This is a genomic window from Chelatococcus sp. GCM10030263, assembly GCF_042666455.1.
In the GTDB taxonomy this organism is placed as follows: domain Bacteria; phylum Pseudomonadota; class Alphaproteobacteria; order Rhizobiales; family Beijerinckiaceae; genus Chelatococcus.
The window spans coordinates 52,856-66,113 of record NZ_JBHTDB010000004.1 but is presented as its reverse complement, the minus strand read 5'-3'; the positions used below and the strand labels follow the sequence as shown (position 1 = coordinate 66,113).

The window sequence follows — 13,258 nt, the reverse complement described above, 5'->3', positions numbered from 1 at the left end:
GGGCTCACGGGTAAGTATCAGCCACCCGGCACTCGGGGGTCCGCTGTCGACGAGCACCTTATCGCTAGGACATACCCGCAGGCGATCACCGCCGTGATGGCTTCGCGTGAAGACGTCCTTAGGGCACGAGCTTTTCGATACGCTCATAGGCATTGGCGAGGTGGCGCGAGAGCACCTCCGCCAACGCGTCTGCGTCGCGTTTTTCAAGCGCGGCGATCATTTCCTCATGCTCGGCGATGGACGACTGCCACTTGTCATGGGTCTCGTTGCCGAGAAATCGGATCCGCTTCAGCCGAGCCTGGATCGTCTCGTGCGCCCCGGGCAACAGGGAGGGACGATCGGACAGACGCAGACCCAGGCCTTTCTGTCGTCCGTCGAGATGGGCTATCAGTTCGAGGTGGCCAGCGCGACCCTGCTCACGCCGACGGTCGGCCTGCAGACCATTGCGCTGCGGCAGGACGCGTTTTCGGAATACGGCGCCGGCCCTCTCAATCTCAATGTGGACGGCAAGAATTTCGTGGCGATGCGCAGCCTCCTCGGCGCAGATCTGAAGCATCGCGTCTCCCTCGGTGCGGACGGCCTGTTGGAAGCAAGCTTGCGGCTCGCCTGGGCACACGACTTCGCGGATTCGGACAGATCGATTGCGGCCTCCTTCCAGCAGCTGCCGAGCGCTGCCTTCGTCGTCCATGGAGCGCAGCCGACGCGCGATGCTGCGGTGATCGGCATCGGGCTTTCCCTGCACGGCACGGCGCAATCTTCGTGCGCTACGATGGCCTTTACGGCGGCAACCAGCAGGCACACAACGGCGCCGCCGGTCTCAGCCTCACCTTCTGAGGCCTCAGCCGCCATCGCGCGTCCGGTTCTTTCGAGCGACGCTACGAGTCCGCATGGGATGGCGGTTTGCCTGATGCGTTCCGCGATCTTGAAGACAAAGGCCGGGCTGAATGCCCGATCGGCGCTGTGCTCACGAAGTCATAAGTCTCGTTAGCCAGCCCAGGATTGTACTCGTCGAGGATCCGGCCGGGTCGGAAATTAAGCCTGCCACCGGCACTCGCCTCGTTCACTGCAATGGAGGCGTACGAGGGTTCGGCTTCTGTGAGGTTTGCGGCAATAAGAGCAAATCCGCGGACTCGCTCGGCGTTCGAACGACCAGGCAGACCGGCGCGGCTTCCTCGCCGCGCTTAGTCTAGCTTATGTCGCATGGACAGTACAAGCTTCGCGCGGAACTCGCCGTAGCAGACTACGTGTCGCCAACGTTGAGATCACGACGCGTCGAAGGCTTCGATCATCACGCTGATAATGTTCGCCAAGGGTTTGTTGGACAGAAGGACGGCATCGTAGCCGCCGGGCAAATGAATAATACCGGTGTTCAGCCCCGCGCCGCCGCGGGTCGTGAGCCCGCCATTATGGTGATAGGCAAGGCCGTAGCAGGTCGCTCCGGGATACCAGCCGAGCATTCGCTGCATCATGAAGTTCGTGTAGCTGGGCTTGAGGACCTTATTGCTCCTGAGGCCCATCAGATAGGTCAGCGTCGCCGCGGCCGAGGCGATCCACCCGCCGGGGCCGACGCACTGCATCTCTGGCCAGTAGTGACCGGTGCCGTTCGGGTCGGAGGGATTGTAGCAGAGCGTCGCCGCCGTCTCATCGTCGGGGACGGGGCTGAACACCGTCGTATCGATGCCGAGCGGCGTCAGGATCGCCGACTGGACCCAGCTGACGTAGTCGCTCACCCCCTGCTGCTGACAGATGCTGTCCATCATTGCCTGCAGGATGGTGAAATTCGTATTCGAATAGACGTAGAGCTGGCTCGGAATGACGGGTTGCGATTGCAGATATTGCTCCACGAACGCGTCCGCCCCCTCCGAAGCGTAGAGCGCGCCGTTCTCCGGCAGGCGCGCGTTCATCGCCAGGAGCTCGGCAATCGTCACCGTCTCGACGCCTGCGGCCGGCTGAAGGTTGGGATAGAGCGGCTGGATATAAGGCCAGAAGCAGTCATTGACGCTCGTGATCCACCCCTTCTGGATCATCGTGAAAATGGCAGTAGCAGTGACCGTTTTGGAAACGCTGGCGAGATTGCAGCGGCTGTCGACCGTGAACGCGAGGCCTTGGCCGTTCGAGGTGTCCTGCGGCATGCGGGCGTAGCCCCAGGCTCCCTCCTCGACGAGGCGACCGTTGAGCCCGATGCAATAGGCATAGCCGCCGGGCGAGGTGCCTAGGTACTCGTTGAAAACGGTCGCCCATTGCGGCGTCGGTGAGACGGCCAAGCGGCGCCGGGGCCGCGGATCGAGGTCGGCTTCTTCAGTGCGAGGCTGCGTGATCGAAACCATGAGGAACTCCTCCAGGGGAACAATCCAAACCGCTGACCTTGTTCAGCGGTAGGAGCATACCTTGTCCCGGGAAAAGGCACGACCACCCCGAACGGCCGGCGGCGGTTGCCGATCTCTGACCCGAAGCGCCCTCACGAGGGCTTGATAAACGCACCGCGCTGCAAAGCCAACTCGGCGCCTAGGCGAAAGTGGAATCGGTCGGCATGACCACCAGGTCGCGGATGCAGATGCTGGCCGGCACCTGCCAGCAATAGAACACGATATCCGCGAGGTCCGCGGCTTCAAATGAAGCTCGGATTGCCGAGGCGCTCGCGGTACTCCTCGAAGCAGATCCCCATCTCGGCGTGAATGTCGGTCCTGATAAGCCCAGGCGCGATGTTGACGACCCTTACGGTATGGCCGGCTTGGCTCTTCTGCATCGACACCGGGCGCCCCATCACGCGGATCGCTTGGCACGCAGCTGCGAATTAATCTGCGACATCAAGATCGGACCGAGCGAGAACTCTCCGGCCTTTGCCTTCTCGGTCAGGCCGCGTAGATATCCGCCGGCCGATCGAATAGCCGCGCCGCGCTGCAGGATGCACGCGACCACCACCGCGGCCTGCATTTCGCCCATCACGGTTTGCGCCTCCTCCCAGGCGCTGGGACTGATTCCGAGCATCGACCGCACCACGGCCGCGGTTGCCAGCAGGTCGCGCCAGCTGGAAATCCCGCCCTTCGCGTAATCGGCGATATCGGGGCAAGCATTCATCACCATCCCAAGCGGATAGGCCGCTTCTGCAGGTCTCGGCGGTTGGGGCTCTGGCACCGCCCTCGCCGCCCGGCTTGTTCGAAAGCTCGGTTCAAGTTCAATTAGATGGTCTGGATTTGATTTCTGTATGTGGTGCTCACTTCGGGACTCTTTGGCGTTCATATTTTCTGTTTTGATATGCGTTTCCAACAAGTTGAGGACGTCGTCAGCGAGCTGAGATAGCTCCTCGGCCGCATTCTCCAGCTGGGCTCGCGTCGCCGTGCGCGGGATTCCTTCAACGACCGAGCGAAAGCCTGCGTGGACCTCCGCCCAGTCTGCAGGCCCCTGCCCTCCCCTGCGTGTCGGGACGCCCTCCTCAATGCCAGTCGCGATCATCTTGGCGATGTCGCGCCGGCACAGCGTGATGCGTTCGCGCGCGAGCTTGATGGCGCGCGCCTCGGCTTCCACCGCGGCCGCGAGGCTCTCGAGCTCCTCCGCTCGGACGACCAGCGGCGAGAGGTCGAAGCCGAAGGCCAGCTCGATCTCGCCAGAGGCGCTCTTGCGCGCATAGCGCTTGCCGTTCGGGCTGTCGCGGCGGATGACCAGGCCCGCATCGACCAGGACGGCGAGGTGGCGTCGCAGCGTCGACGCCGGCATACCGTGTGCGCGAAGCGAGAGCTGCTGGTTCGACGGGAAGACAACGAGGTCGTCGTCACCGGTCAGCGCGGTCTCGGGATGGAACGTGAGAAGCGCGTTCAAGACCGAGAGGGCGCGCTCTGTCACACCGAGGCGCGGCCGCGCGAGGCAGATCGCGTGGAAGATCTTCCACTTGTGCACGACCTTCTCAGGTGGACGTGACGATGCGGCGATCTGCGTTGCCACATGGGCGAGCGTCAGCGATCGCCGCCCGAAGGGCGTCGTTGATTGATACGGTTCCATGTCTTGCCCTCATGCGGGCAAAGGAAATCTGCTCGCCGAAACGGCGAAAAATCGCAACAGAACTCTTGACTGCGATTCGCGGAAGTGTGATTCTCAGTGTCGCCAAACTACTAGAGAAGGGCTTCCGGAATTCCGTTTCGGGGGCCTTTTTCTTTTGCCGTGCTGCTCCTGGTTCGCGGTCGACGAATGAGGCGCCTACGCCTCGTCGTTCTCCTTGTCCCTGCGCGATTGTGTAAAGGCTTCGAACAGGTCAGGGAGTTGGTTGACCAGAAAGTCTGCGAATTCAGCAGGCACCTTCTTGTCGATAGAGAGTTTGATGTCGCGGTCAGCGCGTTGGACTTGACCGATGCGCTGACCGTCCCTGCCCACCACCGGCCGGGATCGAGGCTTCTTTGCTGCGTCCGGCTCCGCTCGTTGGGCGGCCGCATTGAAGGCGGCAAGAAACCTGCTGTCCGAATCCCCAGCTGCGAACGATGCATCGCCGATCGCCGCCCTAGCCCGTTTGACCGCAGCGCTCTCTGCGAGCATATCGGCAAATGTCTGCCATCGACCGCGACCGATTTTCGGCGCCTTGCCGATTGCGTCGATAATGTCGCGAGGGATCGCGTTTGCGACGGCAATCAATTTCGACGCTTCCGCTCTGTCGATCGCGAGTGCGTCCTGAACAACAGATCGCTTGTGCCCGGCATCTTCGATGTGCACGGCGAAGACCGCACGTTCGATGAAGCTCAGGTCTTCTCGCGGCGCATTTTCCAGACCTTGAGCGACCACAAGCGCTTCGTCGCTCAGTTCCTTCAAGATCGCCCGCAAGGGAATGCCGAGCTCGCGAGCGACCCGCACTCGCCGATGTCCGTAGGCGCTTTGATACCGGCCAGGAGTTGTCGGGTGTTCGCGCACCAGAACTGGGACTTCTTGCCCTCGCTGCGCAATCGAGCGCTTAAGAAGTTCGTAGGACGTCGTGTCATCGTTGCGGAAACGGTCGGTCACCGGCGATGGATCGACCAGATCGGCATCGATCTCAATAATCATTGCGCCGGCGGCGATTTTCTCACGCAGCTCGTGGTTTTCCCTCTCGACTTCAGAGAAAGAATCCTTGAGCGAGCGAACCGCTCCGGACGAGACACGCGCCGGCGCCGCCGGAGGATTGTTGTCAGCGGACAACGCACCCGTGTGGGGTGCCGTGAAGAGGCTCTTAATCGTGTCAGTGCGCTTGTTCATCGCCCCCACACTTTCTTCATGAGTTGCGCGATCTCCGCGTTGACGGCGTCAACGGACTCCAACGCCCTGTCATAGGTCCCGCGCCCTACCGACCCGCGATCGAGTTCGTACAACGATTGCTTCGTAAGGCCGGCGTTCGCGATCGCCGTCGACTTCCATACGGTCGCTTGCAGCACGTCAGAACCGAAGAGGTTTCGCAGCAGAGCGACTATTTGCGCTTCGGGGACGTCATTTGGATCGTGACGCGTGATGACGTAGCGGATGAAATCATGATCGAGGCGGCCGCCCGCTTCCTCGATGACCGACATGAGATCGGACGTCATGAGGAGAAATTGGCTCATAGAGGCGACATCCACCATCTGAGGATGGATAGTCACAAGCATGGCGGTAGCAGCGTTGAGCGCGCCCATCGTGAGGTAGCCGAGTTGCGGCGGGCAGTCGATGACGACCACGTCGTAGTCGTCCGCCACTTGGTCGATGCCAGACGCGACGCGACGGAAGAACAGATCGTGTCCCCGTTCTCGCCGTTCGATCATCGCCCGCGGCGTATGGTGCTCGAACTCCATGAGTTCGAGATTGCCGGGGACTAAGCCGATCCCATCGAAATACGTCGGCCGGACGACATCGCGCATTGGCCTTCGTTGGTCGTCATACCGAATGGCCCCATAGATCGTTTCGTTCTGCCCGATGTCGAACTCAGGCTGATACCCAAACATTGCAGAGAGCGACGCCTGTGGGTCGAGATCGATTGCAAGAACTCGAAAGCCGGACAGTGCCAGGTACTGGGCCAGGTAGAGTGCGGTCGTCGTCTTTGCCGAACCGCCCTTGAAGTTGGCGACGGTGATAATCTGAAGCTTCTCGCCACCGCGGCGTCGAGGGAAGAAGTCCAACGCCTCTCTCGGTCGCGCCTGGGCCAGATACGCGCGTAACTCGTTGATCTGCGCGAGCGTATAGGACCTCCGTCCGCCATGGCCAATGGCAGGGGTTGGACCGAGGCCGTCGAGCGACAACTGCCGAAGATAGCCATCCGAGACGCGGACTATTTTCGCGACTTCCCCTGAGCTAAAGGAGCGAAGCGACTTGCTGGCGGCTGGGGGAAAGAGGGCCGTACCAAGCGAGCGGAGCTGGCCGGAAAGAAGCCCAGCATGACGCGTAATCCGCCCGCTGGCGGTCTCAATCGGCGGCAGTTCAGCTTCTTCGGCGCTCATCATAGCGATCTCAAGACGGTTTCTCTGCGTCAGACGGCAGTTTTCCGTCTCGACAAAGACACGATTCCCGAGTCGCCGCAAGCGTTTATGGGTTAACGATAGGTTAACGTCACTGCCGCCGCGTGGAACCCAGCCGCTTGAACCACGCAATGTTGTCTGCTGACAACAAAGTCCGCGCCGCTCATCTCACTCCATAAAGGCGAGCCGCCCTGCCCTGCGCGCGCTCCGCCTCGTTGTAGTAGCTCGCAGCCTGCTGAATAGACCGGTGCTGCGACTGCTGCATCGCCTCCGGCAAGGCGATGCCCTGGCGGGCAGCCTCGGTGAGATACCCTGCCCGCAGCCCGTGCGCAGCGAACTCCTTCGGATCGAGTTCGGCCATCGCGCAGCGTCGCTTGATGATCAGGTTGATCGATTGCGGCGTCAGCGCACGCCCCTTGATCGCCTCCCACCGATCGATCGCGCGGAACACCGGACCTTTCCGAATGCCCGCCCGCTCGAGCCATTCCCGCAACGCCTCGACTGGCGGACCAACTCGGAACACCCTGCCCGCGTCGTCGGCGTCGTCGGTCTTCGTGCGACCGAGCTGGATCGAGACGCACGACAAGATCGGAGAATTCGTGTCGCGCGGATTAAGCGGCACGTCAGGTTCGTCGGTCAGCTGCTCGAGACGGAGCCGCGCCACCTCGCTGCGGCGCCGGCCTCCCGACGCGAAAGCCAGGAACAAGATCGCGAGATCGCGGGTGTCGGCAAGCCGGTCGCTCGCGCACGTGGCCACCAACTTGTCGAGAATGTCTCGCGTCACCGCGCGCTTGCTCTTCCGACGGCGCGGCCGCGGCGACGCGCGAACCGCCAGCCGCACGGCCGAGCGGAGGCTGGGCGTGCCGAACGGGCTTTCGATCCCTTTCCAGCGGTGCAGCGTGCCCCAGCTTGCAAGGCGCCGCTTCACGGTATTCGGCGCATGGGGGCCCACGCTGCGCAGCAGGCCCTGGGCGTGCAATGTGGCCGCGACCTCAGCCGGCATCCCGTGCCGCGGATCGGTCTCGCGTTGGCCCGCGTCCCAGAGGTGATGCGCGACAAATTTCAGAGCCAGTGCTTCAGTTGCCGGCCAGGGCAGCGGCACGCCGGTGGCGGCCGTCGCCCATCCTTCGAGATACGCCAGATCGGACGCCAGCGCACGCAGGCTGTTCTCGCCCATACCCTCACGCGCGAGGTGCTTGAGCGTCGAGACGTCGTCGTCGGTCAGGAGCTGCGCGAGCCTGTCGCGTCGGTCCATGGGAGGATTGCGGCTAGCGTGTCGAGCTCCAGAGCTCGCTGGGACTCGGCGTCGAGGGCGTGGCCTTTGATGATGTCATCCACGCAGCGCCTCAGAATCCGTAGTTCCGCTCGGTCGGCGCGAAAACAAAGACGCTGGTGCCGCGCCACTCGGTGATCTGCAGGTCGCCATCTTTCAGGCGCGTCCAGGTCGCGATGGCGTCGCTGTCGTCTTTGGCGAGCTCGGCCGTCATCCACGGCCGCAGTTCGCCGATCCGCGTCCCGTCCGGCCGGATGACCGACCGGGTGTCGCGCCAGTCGTCGTCGACGGGGGCGAGGCTGAAGTCGAAGCCCGGGAATGCCGAGGCCAGCGCAGGGACAAAATCGGCTTCGGCCGAGGCGGGATCGAGCCCGCCGAACACAGCCTGCAGGGAGACGACGTCTGGCAGGCGGACAGGGGAGGGGGTCAGGGAGAACCACTTTTGGCCACCGCGACCGCCACTGAGGTCTCCAAGGACTTCGACGCCTACCAGGACGCCGCCGTACGCGAGCCGGTGGTGATCAGGAAGGACGGCCGTCCGCACACCGTGCTGTTGGCCTATGAGGACTTCGTCCGGCTGCCGAAGCGCGATCGCCGGGTGCAACGCACCAACGACCTGGATGAGATCGAGATCGCCGCGGTCGAGGGTGCCGAAACGGCGTTTCGGCCCGCGCATCGCGACGTCTCCGCCGATGGCGACTGACGCACGCCGACAGACGGTCCACCCTTGAAAGTTACCCTCGAAATCGCTATTTTGGCGGAAATGGAGATTTTTCCTCATGGCCACTGTCACGCTCAGCGCCAGCGAATTCCAGGACCGCGTCGGCGAGGCGCTCGACCGCTCGCTCAGCCAGCCGGTGCTGATCACCAAGCACGGCCGGCCGCGCAATGTCGTCCTTTCGTACGACGAGTACGAGCGCCTGCGCGCCCGTGATCGCCGGGCGGTGCGGGCGGAGGACCTGACCGACGAGGACATCGCCGCGCTCGAAGCGAGCGAGATGGTGCCTGGGTACGAGCATCTGAACGCCGAGCTCGAGGCGAAGTGAGTCTTGAGCCGAAGGTCGGCTGGCTCCTCAGCTACAGCTACCTCTGGGCCGACGAACACCAGCGCGGCGCAGAGGAGGGGGTCAAGAACCGCCCCTGCGCGTTGGTCGCGGCGACACGTCGCGACGGCGACCGGATCGTGGCGATCGTCGTGCCGGTGACGCACAGCCCGCCGGCCGACCCCGAGACCGCCATCGAGATCCCGGCCGTAACTAAGGCGCGCCTCGGCCTCGATGCCCAGCGCTCGTGGATCGTCTGCAATGAGGCGAACGTCTTCGCCTGGCCGGGGCCGGACCTGCGCGCCGCCGGCAGCCGCACGCCGCCGAGCATCTGGTACGGGCCGCTGCCGCCGAAGCTCGCCACGGCGGCGCGCGAGAAGCTGCTCGGCTTCGCCAAGGCCGGCCGCCTGCGCCGTGTGCCGCGCTCCGAGTGACCCGCCGCACGACCGACGATGTGCCGTCCCGCACCTCACGGCGTTTCGTCTCGACACAACGCCCAATCCGCGCTGACAAACCAGCAGGTCTCGGGCGGGGCAGGGGACTTCCAGGCGAGTCTGCGCACCGTCTCGGGGTCGCCGGTCGCGAAGGCGGCGCGCAGCCGCGCAACATCGTCAGGATCGGCTTCAAAATCTCCTTCCGCGCAGACGAAATAGGCCGTGCTGACCGCGCGTGCCGCGTAGCCGTTGCCGCGGCGTTCGATCCGCAGCGCCGCGCCGCGGTCGCTGTGGCGGCCGCCGGAATTCGGCCGCTGCGGTCCGGGCACGCCGAGCGGGAAGACGAGCCGGCCGCCCGGCGCCAAATTCTCGACCCAGCGATCGGCCGGGCGCGCGACGGCAAAGTTCACATAGACGCCGTCGGCCGGGCTTTCGGGCCAGCGGCCGCCGTCGTCACAGACGACCCGGACGTTCGGGCGGCCGGACAGGGACGCCTGAGCGTGCTTGGCCAGGGCGGCGTCGAACTCGACCGCCGTAACCTCGCCGGAGGTCCCGACCAACTCGGCCAGAACCGCGCTATAGTAGCCGGTGCCGGCGCCGACATGCACGATGTGGTCGCCGGGCTTGGGGCCGAGCGCCTCGAGCAATTTGGCATGCAGCGACGGGCTGCCGTTGTTGACGCCGCGCGCCGGATCGAGGGCGATCACCAGATCCTGGTAGACAAGGACCGGATCGGTGCCGGGCAGGGGACGATAGCCCGTGAACGGCGTGGATGCCGTCGCACGCGGCGTGCAGCTTCGAGTTCAGGCCGCCCTTGGTGCGCCCGATACGTCGGGGAAGCGCCCCTTTGTTGTCTTTGGACATGCTAAAAGGCATACTGTCAGCATGACGAAGAAGGATAACCATGACGCCTATATTGCCGCCGCACCGGAGCAGTTTCGCGCCATGTTGGGTCAACTGCGTGCACAGCTATCGCGCGCACTACCAGACGCCGAAGAAGTCATGAAGTACGATATGCCCGGATTTCAGATCGAAGAAACGATTATCGCGGGCTATGCTGTATTCAGTAAACAATGCGGTCTATATGTTGACCCGGGTGCAATTGCTGCCCATGCAGACGAGATCGCTTCTTTGCAACTCAAGGCAACTAAGACCGGAGTTACGTTCTCGGTGAGCAAGCCTATCACCGATGAACTAGTTGAGAAATTGGCAATTAGTTCGCGCAGCAAAAAGGGACTTTAGCGACTGTCTTCGGCAACCCCAAATTCGGCTTAAAAGCCGGTGCAAACTCGGAGCGGGTCATTTGGACTTGAAGCGTTCGGCCAAAGCGGACATTAGCTAATCACATTTCGGATGCAGTTTGGGCTCGGCGCTGTCATTCCATGCTACTCGGAATTAATTGGTCCTGACCCTAGGTGTCGTATCGGCTGACGGTCAGAACCCCCGGCCTTGGAAGTCCGGGCAAATCAGGGCTGCGGGTCCTGAGATCGTGGCGGCTTACAATATGCGCGCCTTGTGCAGGTCTCTGCAGCATCTTCGCGCCGCTGAACGTCATAAGCCGCAGAATTCCTTAGCCGGCTTCTCTATTGAACCCAGACCTCACTCGACGTTTTGGCTCGAGCAATGATTAAGATCTTCGCGAATAGCGGCCGTGGAATAATAGCGGAAGCGAGTATAAAAGCGCTTGCGGCCGAGCAAAACATCGGCGGCAACGGCATCATGCGGCGGAAGTGACATCGAAAGATGTCCGGAATCGCGGTCGAAGCAGCACGGCTAGTTAGTCGGCGAATACAGTGGCGACGTCGCAGCATCTATGGCGGAGCGGCGTGCCGCGCCGCGCATGTTTCCGCGAAGCCCCTGCAGACGGCTGTCGATGGTCGAGACCGCCTCCAGGAGGCTGCCAAGACGGGCTGGACGTTTCTTTGCCTCGGCAACCGTCATTTTGAGCAACGCCTTGTTGGGGGCGTTCCGCCTGTTCAGGCCTCCATGTCGCGCAGGCGCATCACCGCGAGTGCAAGCGCTTGCGCCGCGGGAGCGAGGCTTGCGATCTCCACATATTCCTCGGGCGTATGGCCATGTGCCCCCACCGGCCCGATGCTGCACAGCGTCGGGCAGCCGACGGCGGCGGTGAGGCCGGAATCGGCACAGCCACCGGTGAAGCTCGCCGCGACCTCTATGCCGAGCTCGCCGGCCGCGCTGCGATAGGCCTCGTAGAGCGCGGTGCTCTCGGGCGTCTGTTCGAGTGGCAGGAATTCGCCTGAAATTGCAAGTTTCGCGGTGGTGCCCGGCAACGAGCAGGTCTCGCCGATTGTGCGAATGGCGGCGACGGCCTCGTCGCGATCGGCTACCTTCACGTAGCGCAAGTCGATTTCGCAGCGCGCATGGGGCGCCACCGTATTCACCGTCTGCCCGCCCGAGATGAGCCCGACGTTGACGGTGATGCCGCGTTCGAGATCCGTGAGCTTATGCAACTCCGGGATCTTACGGGCGAGTTCCTCGATCGCCGAGATGCCGCGCTCGTAATGGGCACCGGAATGGGCGGCCTTGCCGTAGACGTCGAGCGCCATGAAGACGCCGCCCTTGCGGCCCGAGGTAACGACATGCGGCCCGAGCTGGGGATCGGCGCGGCTCGGCTCGGCGTTGAAGACGGCGCGGGCGCCACGAGCCTCGGCCTCGATGACCGGGCGAGATGAGGGCGAGGCGATCTCCTCGTCGCTCGTCACGAGCGCCACGACCGGTCCTGGATGACCGCCGAAACGCGCGAGCGCCGCGATGACGAAGGCATTCATGACGAGGCCGGCCTTCATGTCGGCGGTGCCGGGGCCATAGCCGCGCCCGTTCTCGATGCGGAAGGCTCGGCGCGCCGCCTCGCCCTTCGAGAAGACCGTGTCGCGATGGCCCATCAGGATGATCGGCCGCTGGTCGTTGGCCGTGGGATGGGCGAGCGTCGCGCGGATCGCGTCGCCGTATGTGTCGTGCGGCACCGTCTCGACGCTTAACCCGGCCTCGCCAAAAAAGCGCTGCAGCACCTCGCCGACGGCATCGACGCCCGCCTTGTCGTAGGTGCCGGAATCGATGTTCACGAGCTCGGCCAGCAGAGCGATCATCGCCGTCTCCTGCGCCGCGAGCCAGCCGGTGACATCCTGCTCGGTTCCCGCAATTCCACCCATCCGCTCGCTCCTTCCATTGCGTCGCAGCCGGCGCTTGCCTGGCGGTTGCGTGCATCGTATGGTTGCTGATATCGCAACACAAGTTCCATTTTTTGGAACAACTGGTTGGTCGTATGAGCATTCTGGTCGGCGCGGCCAATGTGCTGAAGTGCTTCTCGCCCGATCGTCACGAAGTCACCGTGACCGAGGCGGCGGCCTTGCTGTCGCTTCCGAAAAGCAACGTATCGCGGCTCCTGCGCAGCATGCGCGAGGTCGGTTTTCTTGATACCGTAGGCAATTCGAAGCGTTATCGGCCGGGCATCCTGCTGGTGGAGGCCGCGCAGATCGCTCGCCGCAGCTCGACGCTGCGGTCGCGCGCCGACGCGGTCGTCTCCGAGATCACGGCCGAGTTTGGCCACACCACCTATGTCAGCGCCCGGCTCGGCTGGGAGGTGCTGGCCCTGTCCGATCACACCGGCACCAATGTGCTGCGCGTCGCGAGCACGGTGGGCGAGCGCCTGCAGGCCTTCGCCTGCGCTACCGGGCGCACGCTCCTCGCACGGCTCGATGACGAGGCCGTGCGTGCGCTCTATCCCACCCCCCTCGATCCGCCCTCGAAAAACGCGCCGCAGACGCTCGATGATCTTCTCGTTCGCCTCAACGGGGTGCGTCGCGATGGCTATGCGGAGGCAGACGACGAGGCGAACCGCGGCGTCGGCGGCATCGCGGTGGCGGTTGGCGATCCGGAAACGAGCGAAGAGGTGAGCCTCTGCGTCACCTTTCCCGTCGCAACTATTGAAACGTCTGAGCGGACGGCGATGCGAGAGCGGCTCCAGCAAGGTGCGCGCGAGATCGCCGCGATCCTCGGCGATCCGCTTTTTTATCCTCAGGGCGCGATGGCGCGCTGACAGACAGAGGG

The 13,258-nt window shown here is 63.7% G+C and carries 15 protein-coding genes and 1 pseudogene; 6 read left to right on the top strand and 10 right to left on the bottom strand.

What is annotated here, in order from left to right; translation table 11 throughout:
* Nucleotides 1–118 precede the first annotated feature (118 nt).
* A complete protein-coding gene (locus tag ACFQU1_RS09605; RefSeq protein ID WP_378131793.1) occupies nt 119–325 on the bottom strand; it encodes an FCD domain-containing protein in 207 nt (68 codons plus the stop codon).
* Here ACFQU1_RS09605 and ACFQU1_RS09600 point away from each other — a divergent pair.
* Nucleotides 227–988, top strand: a complete 762-nt coding sequence (locus ACFQU1_RS09600; protein WP_378131791.1) for an autotransporter outer membrane beta-barrel domain-containing protein — start codon at nt 227–229, stop codon at nt 986–988. The two genes, ACFQU1_RS09605 and ACFQU1_RS09600, sit on opposite strands and share 99 nt — an antisense overlap.
* 274 nt (nt 989–1,262) lie before the next feature.
* Here the strand turns inward: ACFQU1_RS09600 and ACFQU1_RS09595 are convergent, their stop codons facing one another.
* From ACFQU1_RS09595 to ACFQU1_RS09565, 7 genes and pseudogenes are all read right to left on the bottom strand, one after another.
* On the bottom strand, nt 1,263–2,327 hold the full coding sequence (locus tag ACFQU1_RS09595; protein ID WP_378131789.1) for a serine hydrolase domain-containing protein: 1,065 nt from the start codon (nt 2,325–2,327) through the stop codon (nt 1,263–1,265).
* 281 nt (nt 2,328–2,608) lie between these two features.
* Complete coding sequence (locus ACFQU1_RS09590; RefSeq protein WP_378131787.1) at nt 2,609–2,764, bottom strand: hypothetical protein; 156 nt, start codon at nt 2,762–2,764, stop codon at nt 2,609–2,611.
* Nucleotides 2,764–3,996 (bottom strand): plasmid replication protein RepC, encoded by a 1,233-nt coding sequence (gene repC, locus ACFQU1_RS09585; protein ID WP_378131785.1) that lies wholly within the window; start codon nt 3,994–3,996, stop codon nt 2,764–2,766. The genes ACFQU1_RS09590 and repC overlap by 1 nt, the downstream gene beginning before the upstream one ends.
* A gap of 195 nt (nt 3,997–4,191) precedes the next feature.
* Nucleotides 4,192–5,214, bottom strand: a complete 1,023-nt coding sequence (gene repB, locus ACFQU1_RS09580; RefSeq protein ID WP_378131783.1) for a plasmid partitioning protein RepB — start codon at nt 5,212–5,214, stop codon at nt 4,192–4,194.
* Nucleotides 5,211–6,422 carry a plasmid partitioning protein RepA gene (gene repA, locus ACFQU1_RS09575; RefSeq protein ID WP_378131781.1) on the bottom strand — a complete coding sequence of 404 codons (1,212 nt, stop codon included), beginning with the start codon at nt 6,420–6,422 and terminating at the stop codon, nt 5,211–5,213. Before repA ends, repB begins: the two co-directional genes overlap by 4 nt.
* 181 nt (nt 6,423–6,603) lie before the next feature.
* Nucleotides 6,604–7,778, bottom strand: a pseudogene (locus tag ACFQU1_RS09570) (site-specific integrase).
* Nucleotides 7,779–7,786: 8 nt separating this feature from the next.
* On the bottom strand, nt 7,787–8,095 hold the full coding sequence (locus tag ACFQU1_RS09565; protein WP_378131779.1) for a hypothetical protein: 309 nt from the start codon (nt 8,093–8,095) through the stop codon (nt 7,787–7,789).
* 60 nt (nt 8,096–8,155) lie between these two features.
* Between ACFQU1_RS09565 and ACFQU1_RS09560 the strand changes: the two genes are divergently transcribed.
* From ACFQU1_RS09560 to ACFQU1_RS09550, 3 genes are all read left to right on the top strand, one after another.
* On the top strand, nt 8,156–8,416 hold the full coding sequence (locus tag ACFQU1_RS09560) for a type II toxin-antitoxin system Phd/YefM family antitoxin (RefSeq protein ID WP_378131777.1): 261 nt from the start codon (nt 8,156–8,158) through the stop codon (nt 8,414–8,416).
* Nucleotides 8,417–8,492: 76 nt separating this feature from the next.
* Nucleotides 8,493–8,759: a type II toxin-antitoxin system prevent-host-death family antitoxin gene (locus tag ACFQU1_RS09555; RefSeq protein WP_378131775.1), complete on the top strand. Its 267-nt coding sequence runs from the start codon at nt 8,493–8,495 to the stop codon at nt 8,757–8,759.
* Nucleotides 8,756–9,190 (top strand): hypothetical protein, encoded by a 435-nt coding sequence (locus tag ACFQU1_RS09550; RefSeq protein WP_378131773.1) that lies wholly within the window; start codon nt 8,756–8,758, stop codon nt 9,188–9,190. Before ACFQU1_RS09555 ends, ACFQU1_RS09550 begins: the two co-directional genes overlap by 4 nt.
* Before the next feature lie 35 nt (nt 9,191–9,225).
* Here ACFQU1_RS09550 and ACFQU1_RS09545 read toward each other — a convergent pair whose 3' ends face one another.
* The gene (locus tag ACFQU1_RS09545; protein ID WP_378131771.1) at nt 9,226–9,897 is read right to left on the bottom strand and encodes a protein-L-isoaspartate O-methyltransferase; all 672 of its coding nucleotides are present in this window, start codon (nt 9,895–9,897) and stop codon (nt 9,226–9,228) included.
* Between the two features lie 52 nt (nt 9,898–9,949).
* Between ACFQU1_RS09545 and ACFQU1_RS09540 the strand changes: the two genes are divergently transcribed.
* Nucleotides 9,950–10,432 (top strand): iron chaperone, encoded by a 483-nt coding sequence (locus ACFQU1_RS09540; protein ID WP_378131769.1) that lies wholly within the window; start codon nt 9,950–9,952, stop codon nt 10,430–10,432.
* A 734-nt stretch (nt 10,433–11,166) separates the two neighbouring features.
* On the opposite strand, the gene ACFQU1_RS09535 is transcribed toward ACFQU1_RS09540, so the two are convergent.
* Nucleotides 11,167–12,360, bottom strand: coding sequence for a M20 family metallopeptidase (locus ACFQU1_RS09535; protein ID WP_378131767.1), 1,194 nt, complete (start codon nt 12,358–12,360; stop codon nt 11,167–11,169).
* 113 nt (nt 12,361–12,473) lie between these two features.
* On the opposite strand from ACFQU1_RS09535, the gene ACFQU1_RS09530 reads away from it, so the two are divergent.
* On the top strand, nt 12,474–13,247 hold the full coding sequence (locus ACFQU1_RS09530; RefSeq protein WP_378131765.1) for an IclR family transcriptional regulator: 774 nt from the start codon (nt 12,474–12,476) through the stop codon (nt 13,245–13,247).
* Nucleotides 13,248–13,258 lie beyond the last annotated feature (11 nt).

Coding starts and splice junctions, on each gene's coding strand:
- ACFQU1_RS09600 (WP_378131791.1), top strand. CDS start 227: ATGCTCGGCGATGGACGACTGCCACTTGTCATGGGTCTCGTTGCCGAG.
- ACFQU1_RS09595 (WP_378131789.1), bottom strand. CDS start 2,327: ATGGTTTCGATCACGCAGCCTCGCACTGAAGAAGCCGACCTCGATCCG.
- ACFQU1_RS09590 (WP_378131787.1), bottom strand. CDS start 2,764: ATGGGGCGCCCGGTGTCGATGCAGAAGAGCCAAGCCGGCCATACCGTA.
- repC (WP_378131785.1), bottom strand. CDS start 3,996: ATGGAACCGTATCAATCAACGACGCCCTTCGGGCGGCGATCGCTGACG.
- repB (WP_378131783.1), bottom strand. CDS start 5,214: ATGAACAAGCGCACTGACACGATTAAGAGCCTCTTCACGGCACCCCAC.
- repA (WP_378131781.1), bottom strand. CDS start 6,422: ATGAGCGCCGAAGAAGCTGAACTGCCGCCGATTGAGACCGCCAGCGGG.
- ACFQU1_RS09555 (WP_378131775.1), top strand. CDS start 8,493: ATGGCCACTGTCACGCTCAGCGCCAGCGAATTCCAGGACCGCGTCGGC.
- ACFQU1_RS09535 (WP_378131767.1), bottom strand. CDS start 12,360: ATGGGTGGAATTGCGGGAACCGAGCAGGATGTCACCGGCTGGCTCGCG.
- ACFQU1_RS09530 (WP_378131765.1), top strand. CDS start 12,474: ATGAGCATTCTGGTCGGCGCGGCCAATGTGCTGAAGTGCTTCTCGCCC.